Source organism: Erwinia sp. S38, from assembly GCF_016624545.1.
GTDB lineage: Bacteria > Pseudomonadota > Gammaproteobacteria > Enterobacterales > Enterobacteriaceae > Erwinia > Erwinia coffeiphila.
The window spans coordinates 176,545-199,724 of record NZ_JACVTS010000008.1 but is presented as its reverse complement, the minus strand read 5'-3'; the positions used below and the strand labels follow the sequence as shown (position 1 = coordinate 199,724).

The following is a 23,180-nucleotide window of genomic DNA, read 5'->3' as shown; positions in this document are numbered from 1 at the left end:
GGACACCACCGATGCGCGCCATACTTAATATCCTCAATTTCATTCTGGGCGGCTGTCTGACTACCCTGTCATGGTTGTTGGCCACATTAGTCAGTATCGTGTTGATTTTTACCCTGCCGCTGACCCGTTCATGCTGGGAAATCACTAAACTTTCACTGCTGCCCTTCGGTAATGAAGCGATACATGTGGATGAGATAAACCCTGATGGAAAAAGTGCACTAATGAACTCAGGCGGTACACTGCTTAATATTCTGTGGGTGATTTTTTTCGGCTGGTGGCTGTGCCTGATGCACATCACCGCAGGTATTGCGCAATGTCTGACGATTATTGGTATTCCGGTGGGCATCGCTAACCTGAAAATAGCCGTTATTGCACTCTGGCCGGTGGGCCGCCGCGTCGTGCCCGTTGAAGTCGCACGCGCTGCACGTGAAGCCAATGCGCGCCGTCGTTTTTCGTGAGCCGTACCATGCAAACCTCGCTGATCGATAACCTTCGCCGGCATGCGTTTAACAGCAGCTGGCTGTACAATATTCGCATTACGCTGGCCCTGATTGGCACCACGGCCGTCCCCTGGTGGCTGCATCAGATCACCTGGACAATACCGCTAACGCTGGGCGTCGTTGCCGCCGCGCTGACCGATCTCGACGATCGCCTCAGCGGCCGCCTGCGTAACCTGCTTATTACGCTGATCTGCTTCTGTATTGCTTCTGTATCTGTTGAGCTGCTCTTCCCACATCCGTGGCTGTTTGTTATCGGGTTGGCGATCTCAAGCTGGGGCTTTATTCTGCTGGGCGCCTTGGGGCCGCGTTACGCAACGATTGCCTTCGGCGCATTACTGATTGCCATCTACACCATGCTGGGAATTGGTCTGTTTCCCCAATGGTACTTGCAGCCCATCCTGCTGCTGACCGGCGCCATTTGGTATAACCTGCTGACGCTGTTCGGGCACCTGTTGTTTCCTATCCGCCCGCTGCAGGAAAACCTGTCACGCTGCTATGCGCAGTTGGCACAGTATCTGGAAGCCAAAGCCAGCCTGTTCGATCCTGACCTTGAAGAAGATGACCGGCAGGCGATGGTGGATGTCGCTATGGCAAACAGTCAACTGGTCACCCTGCTGAATCAGGCAAAAGCGTCTATACAGTCGCGGCTACGAGGAGATCGCGGCCAGCGCGGAACCAGGCGCACGCTTCATTACTATTTTGTGGCTCAGGATATCCATGAGCGCGCCAGTTCCTCGCACGTGCAGTACCATTCTCTGCGTAAAGCATGGGGTACCAGTGATATTCTTTTCCGCTTTCAGCGCCTGTTAACGCTGCAGGCCGTGGCATGTCGACAGCTTTCACGCGCCATCCTGCTGCGTGAAACCTATCAGCATGATTCGCGCTTTGAACGCGTGTTTGCCAATCTTAACGCAGCGCTCCAGAGACTGACTGAGCAACAGCCGGAGAGCCGGGAAGTAAAAGCGATGCACTTCCTGCTGAACAATCTGAAAGCGATCGATGCCCAGCTGGCAACGATTGAATCAGAGCAGGCGCTGGCGGAAGGCGGTTATTACCACGATCAGTCGCTTTCCCGCGAGGGGCTAACCGGCTGGAGCGATATCCGCCTGCGCCTCAGCCGCCATATGAGTGCGGAATCGCCGCTGTTCCGCCATGCAGTCCGACTCTCGCTTCTCCTGTGCGCCGGTTACGCTTTTATTCAATTCACCGGCCTGCAGCACGGCTACTGGATACTGCTAACCAGCCTGTTTGTTTGCCAGCCCAATTACAGTGCCACGCGCAGGCGGCTGGCGCTGCGAATCGTCGGTACACTGACAGGAATTGCTCTCGGATTGCCTCTCCTTTGGCTGGTACCGTCTATTGAGGGGCAGTTGATGCTGATCGTTGTTACCGGCGTGATGTTCTTCTTCTTCCGTAACATTCAGTATGCCCATGCCACCATGTTTATCACGCTGCTGGTGCTGCTGTGCTTCAATCTGCTGGGCGAAGGGTTTGAAGTCGCGCTGCCACGCATTATTGATACGCTGCTGGGCTGTGGCATTGCCTGGCTGGCCGTCGCATTTATCTGGCCGGACTGGCGTTTCCTCAGACTTCCGGCCGTGGCGGAGCGAACGCTCAATGCTAACTGCCGCTACCTGGATGCAGTGCTGGTGCAGTATCATCAGGGAAAAGACAATCGCCTTGATTACCGCATCGCACGGCGGGATGCCCACAACGGTGATGCAGAGCTGGCTGCCGTGGTATCGAATATCCCGGCTGAAAGTAAAGCGGATAGCGCACTTCGTGAAGCCGCTTTCCGACTACTGTGTCTGAACCACTCGTTCCTGAGCTACATTTCAGCGCTGGGGGCACACCGTGAGAAACTCGAAAACACCAATCTACTTCAGCTAATGGATGATGCCGTCTGCTATGTTGATGATATCCTGCATATTGAAGTGGTGGATGAAGCTAAAGCGCAGCGCATGATGGCAAACCTGGCACAACGGATTCAGAAAACTGAGGCGGATAATGCCACCAAAGAACCGCTTGTCTTACAGCAGGTGGGCCTGCTGGTGGCATTGTTACCTGAAATTGCCAGGCTTAAACAGCAGATTGTTCAACGTACCGGCAACCAGGCTTAATGAAAAAAATCACCCTTTTCGATGCGCATTGCTTTTAAACCAGGCGCGCAATTCCTCTTTAACTGCGGTCGGCAGCGCCTCATAGTGGCTGCCAACTATCGCCCCCTCAAGAGCAAATAGCACCGAAAGACCAAGATGTTTATTGATAGCCCGCAGTTTAAGCCAGCTTCGTTTTGCCCCCTGTTCCATGAGCATTTCAATGGAACAAATACCGACTTCCCGCAGCAACGCCTCCATCCGAATCCCCATATTGGGTAGATCTTTGATACGCCGATTCCTTAGCCTCTCTTTTAATTCCTGCCGTGCACCATTCAGACACAGTGAAGAAATAGCCACTAGCTGGTCGGCATCGGACCACAGCACACCATCAACACGGTAGTAATTAAGGGCAACCGGCAGACCTCGCTTTACAAAATGCAGAGGCTGCATTTTCCTTTCACTTATATATGGCTGGGCCTGTTCGCAGGCACGCAGATACAGTTCTCCATCGGCAACAACTGCAAATACGGTCTTCGACACAGACAGGCTATAGCCACCAAACTGTGTGCGTGATTCCACCGGCCCCAACGCCGCTAAACGCTGTTTCGTCTGCTCAATTCTCTGTTTTGAACTACTCATAGCAACTCCCTGCTCAGCTTAAGAACATTCGCATAAATCCCGAAAAATCAACATATTGAAACATAGGCAATCCGTATTACAGGTTCAATGAATAAATGACAATGTTTCAAGTTATCTTGCGATTTTGCGAGGCGTAATCAAAAAAATAAGGTTGATCTTTGTCCATTACGCATATACTGTATATTCATACAGTGACATTGCGAGCGAAGACATCATGCATACCTATTTCCCGAAATCTCAATCAGTTAATAGTGCATTCCACGTTTCATCACGCGTGACATCTGCTCCAGCTAATGCCGCTGGCCTGATTAGCGAATTAATTTACAGCGAGAACCAGCCAGGTATGACGCAGCTGTTGCTGCTCCCTCTGTTACAGCAGTTAGGCAAACAGTCTCGCTGGCAGCTGTGGCTCACTCCTCATCAAAAGTTGAGCCGCGAGTGGTTGCAGCGTTCAGGGCTGCCTTTAGATCGCGTTATGCAAGCCGCACATTCAGGGCCAATCACTACCGTTGAAGCAATGATTAAAGCTTTGCAAACAGGTAATTACAGCGTCGTTTTGGGGTGGTTCGAAGAGGATGTTTCGGAGAGCGATCGTGCACGACTGCTGGCAGCAGCAAACTCTGGCCAGGCTCTGGGGTTAATCATGCGTCCCGATCGTGCAAATTCTCAGTCAGGCAGACCACTTAGCGGGTTAAAAATTCATTCAAGTTTGTATCATTAAGTAAAAATGAGATAATTCTCAGGATTTTTTCTCGTGGTACACGCCTTAAGCCCCAGATAATGTTATGACGCGGCTGTACAATAGGTTAGCTGCGTCTCTGACCATTTCTTATACACATAATTCCCTTCGGAATGTTAAAAAATATGTAAGATTCCCCATTTTTTTACCGGCCAGCGTCATATCACACTTGTAAGTTTGCTAGTACGTTGTAGACTTTATCTCGCCAGGGTGCTCAATAACCTCCTTTTTTTGGAAGAGTCATAAACGAGCATGACAACCCGGCAAAGGATTTAACCAAAGAGCTTAATTTAAGCTCATTGCCTATTTGGATGATAACGAGGCGCAAAAATGAAAAAGACAGCTATCGCAATTGCAGTGGCACTGGCTGGCTTCGCTACCGTAGCGCAGGCCGCTCCTAAAGATGACACCTGGTATACCGGTGCTAAACTGGGCTGGTCTCAGTACCACGACAAAGGTTACTACGGTAACGGTTACCAAAACAACGACGGCCCAACTCATGAAAACCAGCTTGGTGCTGGTGCATTCGTTGGTTATCAGGCGAATCCATACCTGGGCTTCGAACTGGGTTATGACTGGCTGGGCCGTATGCCTAACAAAGGCGATCAGGTCAATGGCGCATTCAAAGCGCAGGGCGTTCAGCTGGCAGCTAAGTTGAGCTACCCGGTTCTGGACAACCTGGACCTGTACACCCGTCTGGGTGGTATGGTTTGGCGTGCTGACTCCACTCAGCAGGTAGTTGGCGGCGATCGCATCAGCGATCACGACACCGGCGTTTCTCCACTGGCAGCAGTGGGTGTTGAATATGCTCTGACTCCAAACTGGGCAACCCGTCTGGACTACCAGTGGGTTAACAACATCGGTGACGCAGGTACCGTTGGTGCACGTCCTGACAACTCTATGTTCAGCGTAGGTGTTTCTTACCGTTTCGGTCAGGAAGAAGCTGCTGCTCCAGCACCAGCTCCAGCACCAGCTCCAGTTGTTGAAACCAAGCGTTTCACCCTGAAGTCTGACGTGCTGTTCAACTTCAACAAAGCCACTCTGAAACCAGAAGGTCAGCAGGCACTGGATCAGCTGTACACCCAGCTGAGCAATCTGGACCCTAAAGATGGCTCTGTTGTAGTACTGGGCTTCACAGACCGCATCGGTTCTGAAGAATACAACCAGAAACTGTCTGAGAAACGTGCTCAGTCAGTCGTGGATTACCTGGTATCTAAAGGTATCCCAGCTAACAAGATCTCTGCACGTGGCCAGGGTAAATCTAACCCAGTTACTGGCAACACCTGTGACAGCGTGAAAGGCCGTCAGGCTCTGATCGACTGCCTGGCGCCAGACCGTCGCGTAGAAATCGAAGTTAAAGGCATCAAAGACGTTGTAACTCAGCCTCAGGCTTAAGTGACGCTTTGAGCAAAAAACCCCGCTTCGGCGGGGTTTTTTATTTCCTTCATTACAGCATCTGAGAGTTAAATTGCTTCCCGTCCTGTTATTCAGGTTTTCCGAGAATAGCCTTAAGATCCTGCTTAAGTGAGGACATCTGACTGGCATATTGCTCTTTACGTTCCGCATCCTCAATGAGCTGCACCACCGTTTCCGAAAGCGTACTGTTACGGCGCTGCGCCAGTCCAGCAAGACGCTGCCACACCAGATATTCCAGATCGATAGACTTCTTCCGCGTATGCTGATGTTCAGCATTAAAATGGCGTTTACGACGCGCGCGAATCGTCTGCTTCATACGGTTTTCAAGAGCCGGATTAATATGCTGGTTAATCCAGGTCAAAACCAGATTGGGAGTATTCTCCATCGCCAACAACTCATCCACGACCGCCTGCGCTGCGCTGAGTTCGATATAGCGCGTGATCGCTTCACCTTCGCGGTGTTTTTTGACGAGGTATTTCCATTTCCATCCGCTTTCAAGATTTTCCAGTTGTTGATATTTCATCGGAATCTCATGCTGATCCTATAACAAGTTAAGAATAACAGCTTTTTTTAATCTGGCTGCAAAGAAAACCGGAACCAGGCCGTGAATCTCAATTCAGTTAATACAGAACCGCATGTCTGCTGTGCTTAACAGGCTGAATTATTGTATAATGCCGCTTTTATTCATTTCAGAAAAATACGATAACTTTGACCAACAACCGATTAGAGTGGCGCGCCCTACAGCCCGATACAGAACGCTTCCAGCATCTCATCTCACAGGCTGCCACCACTGAGACAGAGTGTTTTGCTAACGTGCAGTCTCGCCTGTTCAACGGCCTCAGCCTGCTTCTGCAAACCCCGGCTAAAGTACCGCTTATGCTGGTCAAAAGCGCCGAAAGCGCCGAATATCTGGCTTTGCTACAGGATGTCCTCTCTTCCCTCGTCGAATCAGATGAAGAGGATGATGCAAACCTGTTATACGGTGGGCACTACCTGGTTGAACCGCAGAAGGTCATCTGGCGCCCTGCGGAAAGTTCAGATGATAATTTTGCCAGCACCGGCGGCGTTCATCAGGCTGACTGGATCGAAGCCGAGCAGCTTTTTGGCTGCGTTCGTGTTTATAACTCAATACTCACGCTGTCTCCAGGCCTTGTTCACCGCGCCAACGGCGGCGTGCTGATCCTCTCCCTGCGCGCGTTGCTGGCACAGCCATTACTCTGGCTACGCCTGAAAAAAATCATAGTCAACCAGCGCTTTGACTGGTATTCGCAGGATGAAACACGGCCGCTGCCGCTAGACGTCCCGTCAATGCCGATGCAGCTTCGTCTGGTTCTTACCGGCGATCGTGATGCACTGGCTGATTTCCAGGATATGGAACCCGAGCTGGCTTCACTGTCGCTTTACAGCGAGTTTGAAGAGAACATCCAGCTGGTTGATGAGGAAGAATTCACTAACTGGATGCAGTGGGTGCTCAGCATTGCACAGAGCCTTGGTTATCCAGCCCCGGCAGCTGATTTCTGGCCAGTGCTCATCCGCGAAGCAGCCCGCTATACCGGCGATCAGGAGACACTTCCGCTAGATCCCACCTGGCTGGCACGTCAGCTGCAGGATGCTGCACTTTACAGTGAAGATGAGAATGTAAACGGTGAAAATTTACGCGACGCTCTCACTACCCGCGAATGGCGTGAAGGTTTCCTTTCAGAGCGCGTTCGTGATGACATTCTGCTTGACCAGATTCTGATCGAAACCGAAGGTGAAATGGTTGGCCAAATCAACGCACTTTCGGTGATCGATTTCCCGGGTCACCCACGTCCGTTTGGTGAGCCTTCGCGTATCAGCTGCGTGGTGCATGTAGGTGACGGCGAGTTTACCGATGTAGAGCGTAAAGCAGAACTCGGTGGAAATATCCATGCTAAAGGCATGATGATTATGCAGGCTTGGCTGATCGCCGAGCTGGAGCTGGACCAACAGCTGCCCTTCTCCGCTTCCCTGGTATTTGAACAGTCATACTCAGAAGTTGATGGCGACAGCGCCTCGCTGGCAGAGCTTTGCGTATTAATCAGCGCACTCGCTTTACAGCCTATCAATCAGCAAATTGCCGTTACCGGCTCCGTCGATCAGTTTGGTCGCGTTCAGCCCGTGGGCGGATTAAATGAAAAAATTGAAGGCTTCTTCAATATCTGTAATCAACGTACGCTAAATGGCAATCAGGGCGTTATTATTCCTGCGGCCAACGTACGTCACCTCTCGTTACAACAAGAAGTTGTAGATGCTGTGCGGGAAGGTAAATTCCATTTGTGGGCCGTATCCAGCGTGGATGAAGCCCTGCCGTTGTTAACGGGTGTTGAATGGGACAAGGAGAACGATCCTTGTCTGCTGCGTTCTATTCAGGATCGCATTGCTCAGATTAATCAACAGGATGCACGACAGCTTCCGTGGGCATTACGTTGGTTAAACTGGTTCAACCAGCGCTGATCGGACTTGTTCAGCGTACACGTGTTAGCTAAAATTCGTGATTCACTAAAATAAGGCTTATTGAGAATATGGTAGATAAACGCGAATCCTATACAAAAGAAGACCTGATTGCTTCTGGTCGCGGTGAACTTTTTGGTGCAGAAGGCCCGCCATTGCCAGCCGGCAATATGTTGATGATGGACCGCGTAATCAAAATGACAGAAGATGGCGGCAACTACGGTAAGGGCTTTGTTGAGGCCGAGCTGGATATCAATCCGGACCTGTGGTTCTTCGGCTGCCACTTTATTGGCGATCCGGTTATGCCTGGCTGCCTGGGTCTGGATGCAATGTGGCAGCTGGTCGGTTTTTACCTCGGCTGGTTAGGCGCTGAAGGTAAAGGCCGTGCGCTGGGCGTTGGCGAGGTGAAATTCACCGGCCAGGTCCTGCCAACGGCGAAAAAGGTTTCGTACCGTATTCATTTTAAACGCGTTATTAACCGTAAACTGGTGATGGGCGTTGCTGATGGAGAAGTGCTGGTCGATGGCCAGGTGATTTACACCGCTACCGACCTGAAAGTAGGTCTGTTCAAAGATACAACTGCTTTCTAATCGTTCTGGTCATTGTTGCAAAACGATGACCTCCAGAACCGAAAACCTCCGCAGCAGCGGAGGTTTGTTCCTTTACGTTGAACAGGCGTTACGCGGTAACCGTCCTGTCCTCCATGGCCTGTCGCCAACCTCCCAACCAGTGAGATCGAGCATCTAGCATTTGGTAAGGACACATCTCTTTTGAGCGTCCGGTAATGCCCGCCTGATAACCCCGTGAATGTGCCCGATCCAGGCGATCTCGTTTCTGTCTCTTCATGCCGCGTTTCCCTCATTTTGTCTGGTGGAATCTGGTGGAAAGAAAACAGTGGCTACTGAGTGCGCAGCCACAATTAAGTTCTACCTCTGCGGTAATAAAAGATCAATGCGCAAATTTCACGCCAATGTCATATTTATGACCTGGCATTTTCATAATTTTGCATTGTTTATTGGTACTGAAAGGTTACAGGTGGATGATTAGCAATAAAAAAGCCTTCGATTATGCAAAAGTCTCATTTTGCGATAATCAAAGGCTTAGGCCATTTGTAAAAATAATAACTAACGTTGCTGATTTATCGCATTTGCGATCTGGGTCGAGATCTGTTGCCAGCCCTGAGAGAGCGTTCTGACTAGCGAATCATAACCGTCCTCGCTTTGCGGCAGGTCCAGCATAAACGCACGCTTCTCTATGCGGCCTTCACGCTGCAGCATCCACACACCACTGATCACTGCACGGCCATCGTAGCGCCCATGAAAGCCGGTGACCGTCACATTGAGTGTATCGTGCTGCTGACCAAGGGGCGAAGAAGAAATCACCGCGCCGGGCAATTCACGGCTCAGATTGCTGACCAGCGTTTGCTGTAGCTGCTGGTCGAGCGGACTGGCCCAGCGATTGTTAGCGGCGATAACGTACTGAACGTCATTGCTCTGATAGACCACGCCGTTACCTGCCAGATAATCCGGGATCGATACCGCCTCTACCCAGATTGGCCGGGAAAAAGTCTGACTGCTCACCACCGTATTACTGCCTGCAACAGGCAACTGATAATAGCGTGTTTCTGGCGTACTGCTGCAGGCAGTCACCGCAAGGATCAGCGCTAAGGGTATCCATTTCATCATCATTTCGCCCTCTTCGGCTGTGGGTCCTGACCGGGTTTCGCTTCAAACACCAGCGCATTACTTTTATTGTTAAGTGTTTTTAGCACCGGCTGTAGCTCACGCATCACCTGATCCAGACTCTGCAAATCCGCCACCATTTTGTTGTAAGCCGGCGATCCTGGCTGGAAGCCTTTCATGCTGCGATTCAGTTCACGTAGCGTATTCTGCATATCTGCCGGCAGCTCCTGCATCGCCTGACTGGAAGTGATTTGATTGAGGTTATCCAGCGTTTTTTGCAGCTCGCGCAGCGTGCGCTGGCTCTCTTTCAGCGTACCGGTTGCCTCGTTCAGCATCGGATTCAGCGGCAGGTTGTTGATCTTATCCAACGACTCCACCAGCTTTTCCTGAATCTGCGCAAGTCCACCGCTGACAGTAGGGATCAGTTCGTAATCTCCAAATTTAGACGAACCAGTTACCGCTTTGGCATTTTTATAGAAATCCAGATCCACGTATAGCGAACCGGTCAGCAAGTTGGCAGATTTAAGGGAGGCGCGTAACCCCTCACTGATACCACTTTTCAGATGCTGCTCGAAGTTGAAACCTTCTCCCAGCTGCTTACGGAAACGCTCTGGTTCTATACGGATCAGCACCGGAATACGGTAATCGTTATTCAGGCGCTGAGCGATACCCGGCGCGGTGAACGGTACTTCAGCCACGGTACCAAGGCGAATACCCCTGAATTCAACCGGCGCACCCGCATTCAGGCCACGAACCGATTCGTTAAAGAACATCAGGAAATCTTTGTGCTCGCTGTAGAGAGAATCCTGAATGCTACGCTGATCGTCAAATAACCGATACTCCGCTTTATTTTCAGCGGGCTTACCCAGCTCCCAGCCTTCCGGTACGTCAAAACTCACCCCACCACTTAGCAGCGTTGCCAGCGATCCCATTTCGACCCGCATCCCCGATGCGGACATATCAACCGCAATGCCGCTGTCTTTCCAGAAGCGAACATTGGTGGTAATCAGCCGATCGTAAGGCGCGGCAATAAACAACTGATAGCCGATCATACGTTTATCGGTATCGAATGAACTGGTTTCTACTGAACCAACGCGATAACCACGGAACAGGACCGGATCGCCCGGGTTTAGCTGGCCGGCTTTGCGGCTGTCCAGAGTGATGCGGATCCCTTTTGCATCCGGTGGAGCCAACGGCGGTGCATCCAGTAGTTCATACTGTTTTGCTTTTTCGCCTTTTGCACCGGGCTGAAGCTCAATATAGGCGCCGGACAACAGTGTTCCCAGACCGCTAACGCCACCGCGGCCAATAGTGGGTTTGACGACCCAAAAAGCACTGTCTTCGCGCAGGAGTTTCTCCATACCAGAGTTAAGACGCGCTTTAATTTCAACGTGGTGCAGATCGTCCGTCAATACAGCACTTTCAACTATGCCGACATCCACACTGCGGCTTTTAATGGTGGTTTTTCCACCTTCGATGCCTTCTGCATTGGTAGTAATCAGGGTCACTTCCGGCCCCTGATGACTGAAATGATAAAACAGTATCCATGCGCCGATCAGCACGGTCACAATCGGCACGATCCACACCGGGGACCAGCGTTTAATATGTTCTACCCTGGCGGTGCTGTGATTATTGTCCGTCACTAAACGACTCCTCAGTACTCTTATCTTTCACCCGATCCCAGGTTAGTCGGGGATCAAACGTAATAGCAGCAAACATTGTCAGGATCACCACCATCGCGAATAACAGCGCGCCCGTTGCGGGATAGATGCTCATCAGCCGCCCCATACGCACCAGTGCCGACAGTACGGCAATAACAAAAACGTCAATCATTGACCAGCGTCCGACAAACTCGACCATTTCATAAATTTTATGCATCCGTTCACTGTCATGGTGATGCCGACTGTCTCCCTTGACATCCCAGCACAACCAGCCGATAGCCAGCATTTTCAATGAAGGTACCATGATACTGGCAATGAATATCACTAGTGCTACCGGATAGGAACCATCGCTCCACAGCAGGATAACCCCGGCCATGATGGTTGAACCCATCTTGTTACCCAGCGCTTCGGTGATCATGATTGGCATCAGGTTAGCGGGAATATAAAGCAGTATGGAGGTCAACAGCAGCGCCAGCGTCCACTGCAGACTGTGCTTACGCCGTGCATGGCCACGACTCCCACAGCGCGGACAGACTAACCGATCGCTGGCCAGCACTGCGGTACAGCATGAGCAGGAGCGCATACCCTGCCGCAGGCCGCTAATGCCCGCCACCGGACGCGCAGGCAGAGCGGGTAATGGCGCAACTCGCTGCCAAAGCACCCGACGTTCTATGCACTGAAATGCCCGCAGTTGCAGTACGCAAAACAGGCACCAGGGGATAAAGCTGCTACCAATGCCGATGTCGCCATAGGCCATCAACTTAACGAAACTGACCAGAACTCCGGCGAGGAAAATTTCCGCCATGCCCCAGCTCCGCAGCTGCATCAGGATGCGGGTCATACCCCGTTTCAACGGCAGCGGCAGTTTTAACGGGCTGACCAGCAGCAGGATCGCTATCATGCAGAACGCGGGCACGCCCTGAACGAAGAGCATAAACAGCGTAGCCAGACTGCTGTAGTCCTCAGAAACCATTACCTGAGGGATCTGCATCATGGAAATTTCGCTGCTTAAACCCGCAACCCGCATATTAACGAAGGGAAAGAGGTTAGCCAGCAGCAGCATAAACAGCGCCGCCAGCGCATAGCCAGCCGGCCGCCTGAGCGGCTCAACCCAGCTGGAGTGAAGTGTGGTATGACAGCGCGGGCAGCTTGCTTTGCTGCCCGGCAGAAGCACGGGCAACTGTGTCATGAGGTCACACTGCGGACATAGAATCCATTGATGTGCGTGGTGCGACGAACACATACTTTTCCCTCAATAAAATTACGCGCCGTTACTTAACGACTCAAGGTATTCCCAACGTTCAAACGCCGTCTCCAGTTCCTGTTCGGCTTTTGCCAGCGCATCCAGAACCGGCTGAGTCGCTTCGTGCGGCTGGTTAAAGAAGTTTACATCAGCAACCTGCGCCTGATATGCAGCAAGCTGTGCTTCCAGTTCTTCCATTTTCTGAGGCAGCTGTTCCAGTTCGCGCTGTAAATTGTAGCTCAGCTTAGCAGCCGGTTTTTTTACTGCTTCGCTTTTTACGCTTTCCTGACGAGGTTGAGAAGGCGCATTTTTAGCCGCGGCCCGGTTTTGCTTCCAGGCAGAACGCTGAAGCTGGGCATCATGGTAGCCACCAACGAATGCACCAATTTCACCAGTACCATCGAAGATCCAGCATTCGGTGACAGTGTTATCCACGAACTGACGATCGTGGCTAACCAGCAGTACCGTTCCCTGGTAGCCATCAATGAGTTCTTCCAATAGCTCAAGCGTTTCTACATCCAGGTCGTTGGTCGGTTCATCGAGAATCAGCAAGTTACTCGGCTTCAGGAACAGACGAGCCAGCAGCAGTCGGTTGCGCTCTCCACCGGACAAGGCTCGCACCGGCGTCATCGCGCGTTTCGGATGGAACAGAAATTCCTGCAGATAACCCAGCACATGGCGCGGCTTGCCGTTAACCATCACTTCCTTCTTACCTTCGGCCAGGTTATCCATCACCGTGCGGTCCGGGTCCAGCTCCGCACGGTGCTGATCGAAGTAGGCCACTTCCAGTTTAGTACCAATATGCACCCGGCCACTGTCCGGCTTGAGCTGATCCAGCATCAGCTTCAGCAACGTGGTTTTACCGCAGCCGTTCGGGCCAATCAGGGCAATTTTGTCACCGCGCTGAACCTGACGAGAGAAATCAGTAACCAGCTGCTTGCCCGCGATACCGTACTTGACGTTTTCCATTTCGAAGACAATCTTGCCGGAGCGCGATGCTTCTTCCACCTGCATGTTGGCTTTGCCCATCACTTCACGGCGTTCTGAACGTTCGCGGCGCAAGGCCTTCAGAGCGCGTACGCGTCCTTCATTACGCGTACGACGGGCTTTGATGCCCTGGCGTATCCACACTTCTTCCTGCGCCAGTTTGCGGTCAAACTCAGCGTTCTGCATCTCTTCAACGCGCAGCGCTTCCTCTTTACCCAGCAGATACTGATCGTAATCTCCCGGCCAGGACACCAGCTTGCCGCGGTCAAGATCGACAATACGCGTTGCCATATTGCGGATAAATGAACGGTCGTGAGAGATAAAGATGATGCTGCCCTGGAACGTTTTCAGGAACGTTTCCAGCCAGTCGATGGTTTCAATATCCAGGTGGTTGGTTGGCTCATCAAGCATCAGCACCTTCGGGTTGCTGACCAGCGCGCGCCCCAGCGCCGCTTTACGCAGCCAGCCACCGGACAGGGAAGAAAGTTCAGCGTCACCGTCCAGACCAATCTTCTCCAGCACGTCATTAATACGGCTTTCCAGCTGCCACAGATTTTGATGGTCGAGGATCGACTGCAGACGCGCCATCTCATTGAGATTTTTATCGCTCGGATCTTCCATCACCGTGTGAGAAATAGCGTGATAGGCTTTCAGGTGCTCCGCCTGCTCTTCCACCCCTTCGGCAACAAAGTCATACACCGAACCTGCCACGTTGCGCGGAGGGTCCTGTTGCAGACGAGCGACGATCAGATCCTGTTCATAAATGATACGACCATCGTCCAGAGGCTGCTCACGGTTGATAATCTTCATCAGCGTGGATTTACCGGCACCGTTACGCCCGACCAGACAAACGCGCTCATTCTCTTCGATATGGAGTTCAGTGTTATCCAACAGCGGCGCATCGCTGAATGAAAGATAAGCGCCATGAATACTGATTAGTGACATAAATACTTATTCCTTACCGGCGTGCGTCAGCAGCCAGCAGTTGTGAATTTGACGGTTACGGGCAAAATCCTGTGACTGTGTTTTGGCGGTAATGTCGCGAGCCTCAAGGCCCAACGCTTCCAGCCCGGCAAAGTCCATCTTAAAGCCGCGTTTATTATTAGAGAACATAATGGTGCCGCCCACTCTCAGCAGACGTTTAAGATCCTTCATCAGATCCAGATGATCGCGCTGCACATCAAAACTCTCCTCCATTCGCTTGGAGTTAGAGAACGTTGGCGGATCGATAAAGATCAGATCGAACTGTTCATCGGCTTCGCGCATCCAGTTCAGGCAGTCTGCCTGCATCAGTCGATGCTGGCGACCGGTTAAACCGTTAAGCCGCAGGTTACGTTCTGCCCACTCCAGGTAGGTCCGCGACATATCGACCGTGGTGGTGCTGCGCGCACCGCCAAGGCCGGCGTGAACGCTGGCACTACCGGTGTAGGCAAACAGATTGAGGAAGTCTTTTCCTTTACTCATCTGGCCCAGCATCTTACGAGCGATTCGATGATCGAGGAACAAACCGGTATCGAGATAATCCGTCAGATTGACCCACAGTTTGGCGTTAAACTCGCTGACCTGGAAAAAATCCCCCTTCTCGCCCAGTTTCTGATACTGATTTTTCCCTTTCTGCCTTTCACGGGTTTTCAGCACCAGCCGGTTGGTCGGTAACTCCATGACATTAAGCGTTGCGGCAATGACATCAAACAGACGCTGGCGCGCTTTGGCTGGCTCAACGGTTTTCGGCGGCGCATATTCCTGCACCACCACCCAGTCAGCGTAACGGTCAACGGCGACGTTATAATCCGGTAAGTCGGCATCATAGACGCGATAGCATTCAATCCCTTCCTGGCGCGCCCACTTATCCAGCTTCTTCAGATTCTTACGCAGGCGGTTGGCATAATCATCCGCCAGCTGTGCCACGGCACCGCCAGACGGGTTCGCGGCCAGCTGATAGTTTTTCTGCACGCAGTCCAGCGGACCATTTTTTGCTTTGAACTGACGATCGGCACGCAGCTGCAGGCAGCTCAGCAGCTCAGGTGAAGCGCTGAACAGCGACAGATTCCAGCCGCCAAACTGAGCTTTCATCAGGCGGCCCAGCTGACTGTGCAGCGCGATCAACGCAGGTTCACTTTCCAGACGCTCACCGTAAGGTGGATTGCTCAGCACCGTACCCGCTGGCCCTTCCGGCAGCGGATTTTGCAGCTTCAGCACATCCTGAAGGGTGAAGCTGATCCGCTCAGCCAGGCCAGCACGACGGGCGTTGGCCCGCGCACTTTCAATCACGCGTGGATCGTTGTCATAGCCGAAGAAGCGCGAGGTATTATCCTGCAGGCCTTTCTTTGCTCTCGCCTGCGCTTCCTGCTTCACTTCACTCCAGAGCGCTGCATCAAACTTGCTCCAGCCGGTAAAGCCCCAGTGGTTACGGTGCAGGCCCGGTGCGCGATCGCAGGCGATCATCGCGGCTTCCAGCAGCAGGGTACCGGAACCACACATCGGATCGACCAGTGGCGTACCCGACTGCCAGCCGGAGCGCAGCACAATAGCGGCAGCCAGGGTCTCTTTCAGCGGTGCCTGACCGGTTTGCTGGCGATAACCGCGCATGTGCAGGCCTTCACCGCTCAAATCCAGCGCGATGCTGGCCGTGTCTTTATTCAACCAGACATTGACGCGGATATCCGGCAGTTCGCGATCGACATCCGGACGCGCCAGCCCTTTACGAGTAAAGCTGTCAACAATGGCGTCTTTGACCTTCAGCGCACCATACTGACTGTTGCGGATAACCTCGTTCAGACCGCTAAAATGCACGGCGAAGGTTTTATCGCTGCCGAACATTGCCGGCCAGTCAATAGCCTGCACGCCGAGGTAGAGGTCCAGATCGCTGTAAACACCGCATTCTGTCAGCGGCAGCAGAATACGCGACGCCAGACGACTCCACATCAGACTTTGGTACATCAGACGATCGTCACCCTGATAATGTACGCCGCCCTGGACGACCTGGCAGCTTTGCGCGCCAAGGGCTTCCAGTTCACTTTTTAACAGCTCTTCGAGCCCACGCGCCGTACTGGCAAACAGAGAATTCATAGTGTCACTTATCGTCATCAGAAAATTGCTGCGCATTATAGCTAATCATGGCGTCATGTCATAAAGTTAGCTTCTTTTGCTGCAGAAACCCTGGCTTAACAGGGGGCATATACCGGCTGCACAAGGAGTCAGCACCATGATCACACTGTCACGGTTATTTATTCACCCGGTAAAATCCATGCGCGGCATACAGGTTTCGCATGCTCAGGCTTTAGAGAGCGGCCTTGCCTTCGATCGCATCTTTATGCTTACCGAACCTGATGGCACCTTTATTACCGCGCGCCAGTATCCCGAAATGGTGTTGTTCACTCCGGCTTTAATTATGGGTGGTTTACAGCTCAGCGCACCCGATGGCAGTAGCGCAACGGTGCTGTTTGAGGATTTTCTCCCCGACAGTGAGCCCACTGAAGTCTGGGGAAGCCACTTCAGCGCCCTGATTGCCCCAGACAATATCAACCAGTGGCTGAGCAGCTTTTTCCCCCGACCACTTCAGCTACGTTGGGTTGGCCCCCGCATGACCCGCCGAGTAAAACATTTTGAACAGGTTCCTCTCGGATTCGCCGATGGTTTCCCCTATCTGTTGGTTAATGAAGCCTCACTGTTTGATTTACAACAGCGCTGCCCGGCAGGCGTGAGGATGGAACAGTTCCGCCCAAACCTGGTGATTACCGGTGCGAACGCCTGGGCCGAAGACGGCTGGTCAACGGTGAAGATCGGCGATGTGCTTTTCGATCTGCCCAAACCCTGCAGCCGCTGCGTGTTCACCACCATCAGCCCACAGCGTGGCCGCAAACATCCCAGCGGTGAACCGCTGTCCACGCTCCAGCGTTTTCGCAGCGCACAGGACGGCAGCGGAGATATCGACTTCGGAATGAATCTGGTCGCCCGCAGCAGCGGCGTCATCCGGAGTGGCGACAGGCTTGAGGTGATTAAACGCCAGCCTGCCCGCGCCTACGGCAGCGGTGAAGTTACCGAAACGCTGACCGTCGATACACAACCGCCAGGTGAGGTGACCCTGAATTGGAACGGTCAGGCGTTCAGCGGCAACAATCAGCAGGTGCTGCTGGAGCAGTTGGAAATGCAGGGGATTCGTATTCCCTACTCCTGCCGGGCAGGGATCTGCGGCAGTTGCAAAGTCACCCTGGTCAGTGGTGAGGTCAGCGCATTGAAAAAAGGAGCAATACGGAAGGATGGAACCATACTCAGCTGCAGCTGTATCCCGTCAGGGGATCTGATTCTACGCTAAGGATCATCTTGCGCGGTGAGTTACACCGCGCGAGCAAACCGCAGCGCATCAGGTTTAACCTGAGGCGTAAGACGATCGTGCATAATTTTTATCGCATCACCCAGCATCATACTGCGGCCAGCCAGAATGAGCTCCGGCTGAGCCAGCAGGCAAAGCGCCGCGTTCTCACCCGATTCAACGACGATCATTGTCGCCTGCTCACCGCTATCGCTAACGGTAACGCAAACCAGATCGCCTTCCTCAGGACGGAAGCCACCGTGCGTCTGAGTCACAAAATGCCAGCTCTTCGGCATCAGCGGCTTGAGGAAACGGGTCGCCACCAGCACGTTCAGCACCAATTCAGCGCGCTGTTCAGAATCCAGCTCTGCCTGGCGGCATCGCTCAGCAAAGGTGAAAAATAGTGCAGCGTCATCGACACAAAAGCCTGAAACATCAAAGGCATCCGGCGTGAGCATCTTGCGGGGAAAACGTGAGCGAAATGGCTGTTCACGAGCCAGGTCCAGCATCATACGGTCTTGTTCTGCGTCGAAAAACCAACGCCAGTTATCGTCCGGTTTTATCCTCATGATGAGTCCTGTAGTAATAATGGGTTACAGATGTCCGGAAAAATATTCATGGTCCGGGAAAAAAACGGCTGTTTTTTAACTTACAGCAACACGCCAAAATGACTTAATAGCGATCTAACAGAACAAAATATAAACGAGCCAGAGGCGAAAATAAAGCCCCTGGCATTTTTTACTCAAATATGGGTCACAATTTCTTTTATTAGTGGCGGACCTTTGTAAATAAAGCCGGAATATATTTGTACCAGTGAAGCTCCCGCTTCCATTTTTTCACGCGCTGAAACCAGGGAATCAATACCGCCCACGCCAATAATTGGCATGCTGCCCTTCAGCTCAGCAGAGAGTCGCCGAATAATTTCCGTACTGCGCAACTGTACGGGACGGCCACTCAGCCCACCGGCTTCATCACAATGTTTTAACCCTTTAATCAAAGAACGATCGAGGGTCGTATTGGTCGCAATAACGCCATCAATATTGTGTCGCTGCAAACTATCGGCAACCTGGATCAATTCTTCTTCAGAAAGATCGGGCGCGATCTTCACCGCGACAGGAACATATTTATGATGAAGCTGTTGAAGTTCACCCTGCCGGGTTTTAATCGCCTGCAGCAAATCATCCAGCGCTTCACCATATTGCAGACTGCGAAGGCCCGGTGTGTTCGGCGAGGAAATGTTGATGGCGATATAGCCCGCGTACGGATAAATTTTATCCATACAGGTTAAATAATCTTCTTTTCCCTGCTCAACCGGCGTGTCTTTATTCTTACCGATATTAATGCCGAGAATGCCGTCATAGTGGGCTTTCTTAACGTTCTCTACCAGATGGTCAACGCCCAGATTATTAAATCCCATGCGATTAATGATGCCCTGCGCTTCTACAACGCGGAACATGCGAGGCTTATCATTACCCGGCTGCGGGCGCGGGGTGACCGTACCAATTTCAATAAAACCAAACCCCATTGCGCCAAAGGCATCAATGCATTCACCGTTTTTATCCAGCCCGGCAGCCAGCCCCAGCGGATTTTTAAACGTCAGCCCCATGCAATTAACCGGTTTAAACGGTAATGACTGGCGGATCAGGGCGGTGAAGGGGGTGCCGGAAAGGCGCGTCAGCTGCTGCAAAGTCAGTTCATGCGCGCGCTCAGGATCGAGCTGGAACAGCGCCTTACGAACGAGGGGATAGTACATGGTCACTCCTGAGGTCCCGATAGAAAATCGGGGTCGTATTATCCGGTATTCAGCCACTAAATGGAAACGTCGTGGCGTAAAAGCCAAAAAAAAGTGCGTCCTGTTAGCGACACCGTCAACACCGCCAGCCGCTATATGAAAAAAACGGCAAAAAAATGCCGGATAAATCATTTAAGCCCCTCTTCCTGCTCTGTCAGGATAAGCCAATCAGTTCTTGAATGTGTTTAATTAATAACTTTTAGCTATAAGGAGTGGTTATGCGCGTTATTACTCTGGCGGGAAGCCCCCGCTTTCCCTCTCGCTCCACCGCACTGTTGACGGTGTGCCAGCATGCCCTTGAACAGCGTGGCGTTGAGGTGACTCCGTGGAATCTGCATAACTTCCATCCTGAAGATCTGCTTTACGCGCGCTTTGACTCCCCCGCCCTGCTGGCCTTTAAGGAAGATCTGGAAAAAGCCGACGGGCTGATCGTTTCAACACCGGTCTATAAAGCGTCTTTTGCCGGTGCGCTGAAAACCCTGCTCGATTTACTGCCGGAACGCGCGCTGGAACATAAGGTGGTTCTGCCGCTGGCCACCGGCGGCACCGTTGCCCATCTGCTGGCGGTAGATTACGCACTTAAACCCGTGCTGAATGCCCTGAAAGCACAGGAAGTTCTGCACGGTGTATTTGCCGACGACAGCCAGATTGCCCACTACGATCGTCAGCCGGAATTATCTCCTGGACTGGCTGCACGCCTTGAGGAATCGGTAGATACCTTCTGGCATGCGCTGGCCCGCCGCCATCAACCGCTGGCCGCGGCCGTTTAACCCGTTTCTGTTTTCTGCTGACGCAGCCACGCCCCTGAATTAAGGAGTAAAACGATGAGCCTGTCCGTCTTCTGGTTCCTTCCCACTCACGGTGATGGTCATTATCTGGGTACCAACCAGGGTGCCCGCCCGGTGGATTACACCTATCTGCAACAAATTGCCCAGGCAACAGACCGCCTGGGATTTGGCGGTGTGCTAATCCCGACAGGGCGATCGTGTGAAGATGCCTGGCTGGTCGCTGCTTCGCTGATTCCGGTGACACAGCGGCTGCGCTTTTTGGTCGCTCTTCGTCCGGGCGTCACATCACCAACCCATGCGGCTCGCCAGGCCGCGACGCTCGATCGTCTTTCCAACGGCCGCGCCCTGTTTAACCTGGTGACTGGTGGGGATGCAGAAGAACTGGCGGGTGACGGCGTGTTCCTCGACCACCGTGAACGCTATGCTGAATCAGCAGAATTTACCCGCGTCTGGCGCCGGGTGCTGGAAGGCGAAACCGTTGATTATGAAGGTAAGCATGTCAATGTGCGCGGCGCACGGCTGATGTTTAAACCGGTACAGCAGCCAAGGCCACCGCTGTGGTTCGGCGGCTCATCAGAGGTCGCTCAGGACCTGGCGGCGGAACAGGTCGATGTCTATCTGACATGGGGCGAACCTCCCGCGCAGGTAAAAGAAAAAATTGCTCAGGTACAGGCAAAAGCCGCCGCACTGGGTCGTAAAGTACGCTTTGGTATCCGCCTCCACGTGATCGTCCGCGAAACCAATGAGGAAGCCTGGCAGGCCGCCGACCGACTGATCTCCCATCTTGATGATGCCACCATTGCCAAAGCCCAGGCCGCACTGGCGCGCACCGACTCCGTCGGCCAGCAGCGGATGGCCGCTCTGCACGGCGGCAAGCGGGACAAACTGGAGATCGCGCCGAATCTGTGGGCCGGAGTCGGTCTGGTGCGCGGCGGTGCCGGTACGGCCCTGGTCGGTGATGGCCCGACGGTGGCTGCAAGAATGCAGGAGTACGCCGACCTCGGCATTGAAACCTTTATTCTTTCCGGTTATCCGCATCTGGAAGAGGCCTATCGTGTGGGTGAACTGCTGTTCCCCCATCTCGATCTGGCGATCCCGGAGGTGCCGCAGCCTGCGAAAATCAATGCCCACGGAGAGCACGTTGCGCATGATTTCGCGCCGCAGAAAGTTTCTCAAAGCTAACAACGCCCCGCCGTGCTGATATGCGGGCGTTTTGGTTTTACAGCAATACCCGCCGAGAGGGTTCAGAGGTAGGCATGAGTAAAGCAACTAAACATATCACCAATGCCCTGCTGCCGTGGGCGCTACCGGTACTGCTGGTCGTTGTCTGGCAGCTGGCTTCTCAAACCGGCTGGCTTTCCACACGTATTCTGCCTTCCCCCGAGTCGGTGCTTGTCACTTTCTGGCGGCTTTCCGCCAGCGGGGAACTGTGGCAGCATCTGGCTATCAGCGGCTGGCGCGCCCTGCTGGGCTTTAGCATAGGTGGTTCAATTGGTCTGCTGCTGGGCCTGATAACCGGCATGTCACGCCTGGGCGAGCGCCTGCTGGACACTTCCGTACAGATGCTGCGCAATGTCCCTCACCTGGCGCTAATACCGCTGGTAATACTGTGGTTTGGCATTGATGAATCCGCCAAGATCTTTCTGGTCGCCCTCGGCACCCTGTTCCCCATCTATCTGAATACCTATCACGGCATCCGTAATGTTGATCGCGGCCTGGTGGAAATGGCGCGCAGCTATGGACTCTCTGGCTGGAGCCTGTTTATCCAGGTCGTGCTTCCGGGTGCGCTGCCCTCAATTATGGTTGGCGTACGCTTCGCTCTTGGTCTGATGTGGCTGACGCTGATTGTCGCTGAAACAATTTCCGCCAATTCAGGTATCGGCTATCTGGCGATGAACGCCCGCGAATTTTTACAAACCGATGTGGTCGTGGTGGCGATCGTTCTTTACGCCCTGCTGGGGAAACTGGCTGATGTTAGCGCCCAGCTGCTGGAGCGCGTCTGGCTGCGCTGGCATCCGGCATATCAACTAAAAGAGGAGAATGCATGAGTGAGCTAAGTTCTGCTCCGGCGCGTTTGAACGCAGGGACGCCGTTAAACATTAACGGTGTCAGCAAACAGTACAATGGCCGCACCGTACTGAACAGCATGGATCTGCATATTCCCTCAGGACAATTTGTGGCAGTGGTCGGTCGCAGCGGCTGCGGTAAAAGTACCCTGTTACGGCTGCTGGCCGGGTTGGAGAAAGCCAGCAGCGGCGAACTTCTGGCCGGCAGCGCACCGCTCAACGAGGCGCGCGAAGATATCCGGCTAATGTTTCAGGATGCCCGATTACTGCCGTGGAAAAGCGTCATTGATAACGTCGGCCTGGGACTAAAAGGGCGTGACTGGAAGCAAAATGCGCTGGAGGCACTTGCCGCCGTCGGGCTGGCCGATCGCGCCGGAGAATGGCCCGCGGCCCTCTCGGGCGGTCAGAAACAGCGTGTGGCACTGGCCAGAGCGCTGATTCATCGTCCAGGACTGCTGCTGCTGGATGAGCCGCTCGGTGCGCTGGATGCCTTAACGCGGATTGAAATGCAGGACCTAATTGAATCACTGTGGCAACAGCATCATTTTACCGTGCTGCTGGTGACGCACGACGTCAGCGAAGCGGTGGCAATGGCAGACCGCGTGCTGTTAATAGAGGAAGGAAATATTGGCCTCGATCTGAGCATTGACCTGCCGCGCCCACGACGGAAAGGCTCCGTACGGCTGGCCGAGCTGGAAGCCGAAGTCCTCGATCGCGTGCTGAAGCGCCCGGCAGCTCCCGCTGAACCGCGCTACGCACAGCGCTAAAAATAAAGGGGGCGATG

Annotated in this window: 21 protein-coding genes; 11 read left to right on the top strand and 10 right to left on the bottom strand. The window is 53.1% G+C overall.

Translation table 11 applies throughout. The annotated features are described in order from the left end of the window. Nucleotides 1–11: 11 nt before the first annotated feature. On the top strand, nt 12–458 hold the full coding sequence (locus tag IBT46_RS11725; RefSeq protein WP_200545808.1) for a YccF domain-containing protein: 447 nt from the start codon (nt 12–14) through the stop codon (nt 456–458). 8 nt (nt 459–466) lie between these two features. Next, nucleotides 467–2,620, top strand: a complete 2,154-nt coding sequence (gene yccS / locus IBT46_RS11720) for a YccS family putative transporter (protein ID WP_200545807.1) — start codon at nt 467–469, stop codon at nt 2,618–2,620. Between the two features lie 9 nt (nt 2,621–2,629). Here yccS and IBT46_RS11715 read toward each other — a convergent pair whose 3' ends face one another. Further along, nucleotides 2,630–3,238: a TfoX/Sxy family DNA transformation protein gene (locus IBT46_RS11715; protein ID WP_200545806.1), complete on the bottom strand. Its 609-nt coding sequence runs from the start codon at nt 3,236–3,238 to the stop codon at nt 2,630–2,632. Nucleotides 3,239–3,452: 214 nt separating this feature from the next. Between IBT46_RS11715 and sulA the strand changes: the two genes are divergently transcribed. Then, nucleotides 3,453–3,959, top strand: coding sequence for an SOS-induced cell division inhibitor SulA (gene sulA, locus IBT46_RS11710; protein ID WP_105593405.1), 507 nt, complete (start codon nt 3,453–3,455; stop codon nt 3,957–3,959). Between the two features lie 348 nt (nt 3,960–4,307). After that, the gene (gene ompA, locus IBT46_RS11705) at nt 4,308–5,372 is read left to right on the top strand and encodes a porin OmpA (RefSeq protein WP_200545805.1); all 1,065 of its coding nucleotides are present in this window, start codon (nt 4,308–4,310) and stop codon (nt 5,370–5,372) included. Between the two features lie 88 nt (nt 5,373–5,460). Here ompA and matP read toward each other — a convergent pair whose 3' ends face one another. Further along, nucleotides 5,461–5,916, bottom strand: a complete 456-nt coding sequence (gene matP / locus IBT46_RS11700; RefSeq protein WP_200545804.1) for a macrodomain Ter protein MatP — start codon at nt 5,914–5,916, stop codon at nt 5,461–5,463. A 185-nt stretch (nt 5,917–6,101) separates the two neighbouring features. Between matP and IBT46_RS11695 the strand changes: the two genes are divergently transcribed. Both IBT46_RS11695 and fabA read left to right on the top strand, forming a co-directional pair. After that, nucleotides 6,102–7,868 (top strand): Lon protease family protein, encoded by a 1,767-nt coding sequence (locus tag IBT46_RS11695; protein ID WP_200545803.1) that lies wholly within the window; start codon nt 6,102–6,104, stop codon nt 7,866–7,868. Nucleotides 7,869–7,936: 68 nt separating this feature from the next. Then, nucleotides 7,937–8,455: a bifunctional 3-hydroxydecanoyl-ACP dehydratase/trans-2-decenoyl-ACP isomerase gene (fabA, locus tag IBT46_RS11690; protein ID WP_105593409.1), complete on the top strand. Its 519-nt coding sequence runs from the start codon at nt 7,937–7,939 to the stop codon at nt 8,453–8,455. An 88-nt stretch (nt 8,456–8,543) separates the two neighbouring features. Here the strand turns inward: fabA and rmf are convergent, their stop codons facing one another. The 6 genes from rmf to rlmKL all read right to left on the bottom strand — a co-directional run bounded on the left by rmf (nt 8,544) and on the right by rlmKL (nt 16,507). Then, nucleotides 8,544–8,711 (bottom strand): ribosome modulation factor, encoded by a 168-nt coding sequence (gene rmf / locus IBT46_RS11685; protein ID WP_105593410.1) that lies wholly within the window; start codon nt 8,709–8,711, stop codon nt 8,544–8,546. A 278-nt stretch (nt 8,712–8,989) separates the two neighbouring features. Then, the gene (gene pqiC, locus IBT46_RS11680; protein WP_200545823.1) at nt 8,990–9,550 is read right to left on the bottom strand and encodes a membrane integrity-associated transporter subunit PqiC; all 561 of its coding nucleotides are present in this window, start codon (nt 9,548–9,550) and stop codon (nt 8,990–8,992) included. Then, on the bottom strand, nt 9,550–11,190 hold the full coding sequence (pqiB, locus tag IBT46_RS11675) for an intermembrane transport protein PqiB (RefSeq protein ID WP_200545802.1): 1,641 nt from the start codon (nt 11,188–11,190) through the stop codon (nt 9,550–9,552). The genes pqiC and pqiB overlap by 1 nt, the downstream gene beginning before the upstream one ends. Further along, a complete protein-coding gene (gene pqiA, locus IBT46_RS11670) occupies nt 11,177–12,451 on the bottom strand; it encodes a membrane integrity-associated transporter subunit PqiA (RefSeq protein ID WP_200545801.1) in 1,275 nt (424 codons plus the stop codon). The genes pqiB and pqiA overlap by 14 nt, the downstream gene beginning before the upstream one ends. An 18-nt stretch (nt 12,452–12,469) precedes the next feature. Next, entirely contained in the window at nt 12,470–14,383 is a 1,914-nt protein-coding gene (locus tag IBT46_RS11665; protein WP_200545800.1) for an ABC transporter ATP-binding protein, read from the bottom strand. A 6-nt stretch (nt 14,384–14,389) separates the two neighbouring features. Beyond that, nucleotides 14,390–16,507 (bottom strand): bifunctional 23S rRNA (guanine(2069)-N(7))-methyltransferase RlmK/23S rRNA (guanine(2445)-N(2))-methyltransferase RlmL, encoded by a 2,118-nt coding sequence (gene rlmKL / locus IBT46_RS11660; protein ID WP_200545822.1) that lies wholly within the window; start codon nt 16,505–16,507, stop codon nt 14,390–14,392. Nucleotides 16,508–16,643: 136 nt separating this feature from the next. Here rlmKL and IBT46_RS11655 point away from each other — a divergent pair, with 136 nt between their 5' ends. Then, complete coding sequence (locus tag IBT46_RS11655) at nt 16,644–17,753, top strand: YcbX family protein (RefSeq protein WP_200545799.1); 1,110 nt, start codon at nt 16,644–16,646, stop codon at nt 17,751–17,753. A gap of 20 nt (nt 17,754–17,773) precedes the next feature. Here IBT46_RS11655 and IBT46_RS11650 read toward each other — a convergent pair whose 3' ends face one another. Both IBT46_RS11650 and pyrD read right to left on the bottom strand, forming a co-directional pair. Further along, nucleotides 17,774–18,319, bottom strand: a complete 546-nt coding sequence (locus tag IBT46_RS11650; protein ID WP_200545798.1) for a cell division protein ZapC — start codon at nt 18,317–18,319, stop codon at nt 17,774–17,776. Between the two features lie 173 nt (nt 18,320–18,492). Further along, nucleotides 18,493–19,503, bottom strand: a complete 1,011-nt coding sequence (gene pyrD, locus IBT46_RS11645; protein WP_105593417.1) for a quinone-dependent dihydroorotate dehydrogenase — start codon at nt 19,501–19,503, stop codon at nt 18,493–18,495. 257 nt (nt 19,504–19,760) lie between these two features. Between pyrD and ssuE the strand changes: the two genes are divergently transcribed. The 4 genes from ssuE (at nt 19,761) to ssuB (ending at nt 23,163) form a co-directional block, all read left to right on the top strand. Further along, nucleotides 19,761–20,312: an NADPH-dependent FMN reductase gene (ssuE, locus tag IBT46_RS11640; protein WP_123332529.1), complete on the top strand. Its 552-nt coding sequence runs from the start codon at nt 19,761–19,763 to the stop codon at nt 20,310–20,312. A gap of 54 nt (nt 20,313–20,366) precedes the next feature. Next, a complete protein-coding gene (gene ssuD, locus IBT46_RS11635; protein ID WP_105593419.1) occupies nt 20,367–21,512 on the top strand; it encodes an FMNH2-dependent alkanesulfonate monooxygenase in 1,146 nt (381 codons plus the stop codon). A 74-nt stretch (nt 21,513–21,586) separates the two neighbouring features. Next, nucleotides 21,587–22,378: an aliphatic sulfonate ABC transporter permease SsuC gene (ssuC, locus tag IBT46_RS11630; protein ID WP_200545797.1), complete on the top strand. Its 792-nt coding sequence runs from the start codon at nt 21,587–21,589 to the stop codon at nt 22,376–22,378. Beyond that, the gene (gene ssuB, locus IBT46_RS11625; RefSeq protein ID WP_200545796.1) at nt 22,375–23,163 is read left to right on the top strand and encodes an aliphatic sulfonates ABC transporter ATP-binding protein; all 789 of its coding nucleotides are present in this window, start codon (nt 22,375–22,377) and stop codon (nt 23,161–23,163) included. Before ssuC ends, ssuB begins: the two co-directional genes overlap by 4 nt. Nucleotides 23,164–23,180 lie beyond the last annotated feature (17 nt).

Coding starts and splice junctions, on each gene's coding strand:
- IBT46_RS11725 (WP_200545808.1), top strand. CDS start 12: ATGCGCGCCATACTTAATATCCTCAATTTCATTCTGGGCGGCTGTCTG.
- yccS (WP_200545807.1), top strand. CDS start 467: ATGCAAACCTCGCTGATCGATAACCTTCGCCGGCATGCGTTTAACAGC.
- IBT46_RS11715 (WP_200545806.1), bottom strand. CDS start 3,238: ATGAGTAGTTCAAAACAGAGAATTGAGCAGACGAAACAGCGTTTAGCG.
- sulA (WP_105593405.1), top strand. CDS start 3,453: ATGCATACCTATTTCCCGAAATCTCAATCAGTTAATAGTGCATTCCAC.
- ompA (WP_200545805.1), top strand. CDS start 4,308: ATGAAAAAGACAGCTATCGCAATTGCAGTGGCACTGGCTGGCTTCGCT.
- matP (WP_200545804.1), bottom strand. CDS start 5,916: ATGAAATATCAACAACTGGAAAATCTTGAAAGCGGATGGAAATGGAAA.
- fabA (WP_105593409.1), top strand. CDS start 7,937: ATGGTAGATAAACGCGAATCCTATACAAAAGAAGACCTGATTGCTTCT.
- rmf (WP_105593410.1), bottom strand. CDS start 8,711: ATGAAGAGACAGAAACGAGATCGCCTGGATCGGGCACATTCACGGGGT.
- pqiC (WP_200545823.1), bottom strand. CDS start 9,550: ATGATGAAATGGATACCCTTAGCGCTGATCCTTGCGGTGACTGCCTGC.
- pqiA (WP_200545801.1), bottom strand. CDS start 12,451: ATGTGTTCGTCGCACCACGCACATCAATGGATTCTATGTCCGCAGTGT.
- IBT46_RS11665 (WP_200545800.1), bottom strand. CDS start 14,383: ATGTCACTAATCAGTATTCATGGCGCTTATCTTTCATTCAGCGATGCG.
- rlmKL (WP_200545822.1), bottom strand. CDS start 16,507: ATGAATTCTCTGTTTGCCAGTACGGCGCGTGGGCTCGAAGAGCTGTTA.
- IBT46_RS11655 (WP_200545799.1), top strand. CDS start 16,644: ATGATCACACTGTCACGGTTATTTATTCACCCGGTAAAATCCATGCGC.
- IBT46_RS11650 (WP_200545798.1), bottom strand. CDS start 18,319: ATGAGGATAAAACCGGACGATAACTGGCGTTGGTTTTTCGACGCAGAA.
- pyrD (WP_105593417.1), bottom strand. CDS start 19,503: ATGTACTATCCCCTCGTTCGTAAGGCGCTGTTCCAGCTCGATCCTGAG.
- ssuE (WP_123332529.1), top strand. CDS start 19,761: ATGCGCGTTATTACTCTGGCGGGAAGCCCCCGCTTTCCCTCTCGCTCC.
- ssuD (WP_105593419.1), top strand. CDS start 20,367: ATGAGCCTGTCCGTCTTCTGGTTCCTTCCCACTCACGGTGATGGTCAT.
- ssuC (WP_200545797.1), top strand. CDS start 21,587: ATGAGTAAAGCAACTAAACATATCACCAATGCCCTGCTGCCGTGGGCG.
- ssuB (WP_200545796.1), top strand. CDS start 22,375: ATGAGTGAGCTAAGTTCTGCTCCGGCGCGTTTGAACGCAGGGACGCCG.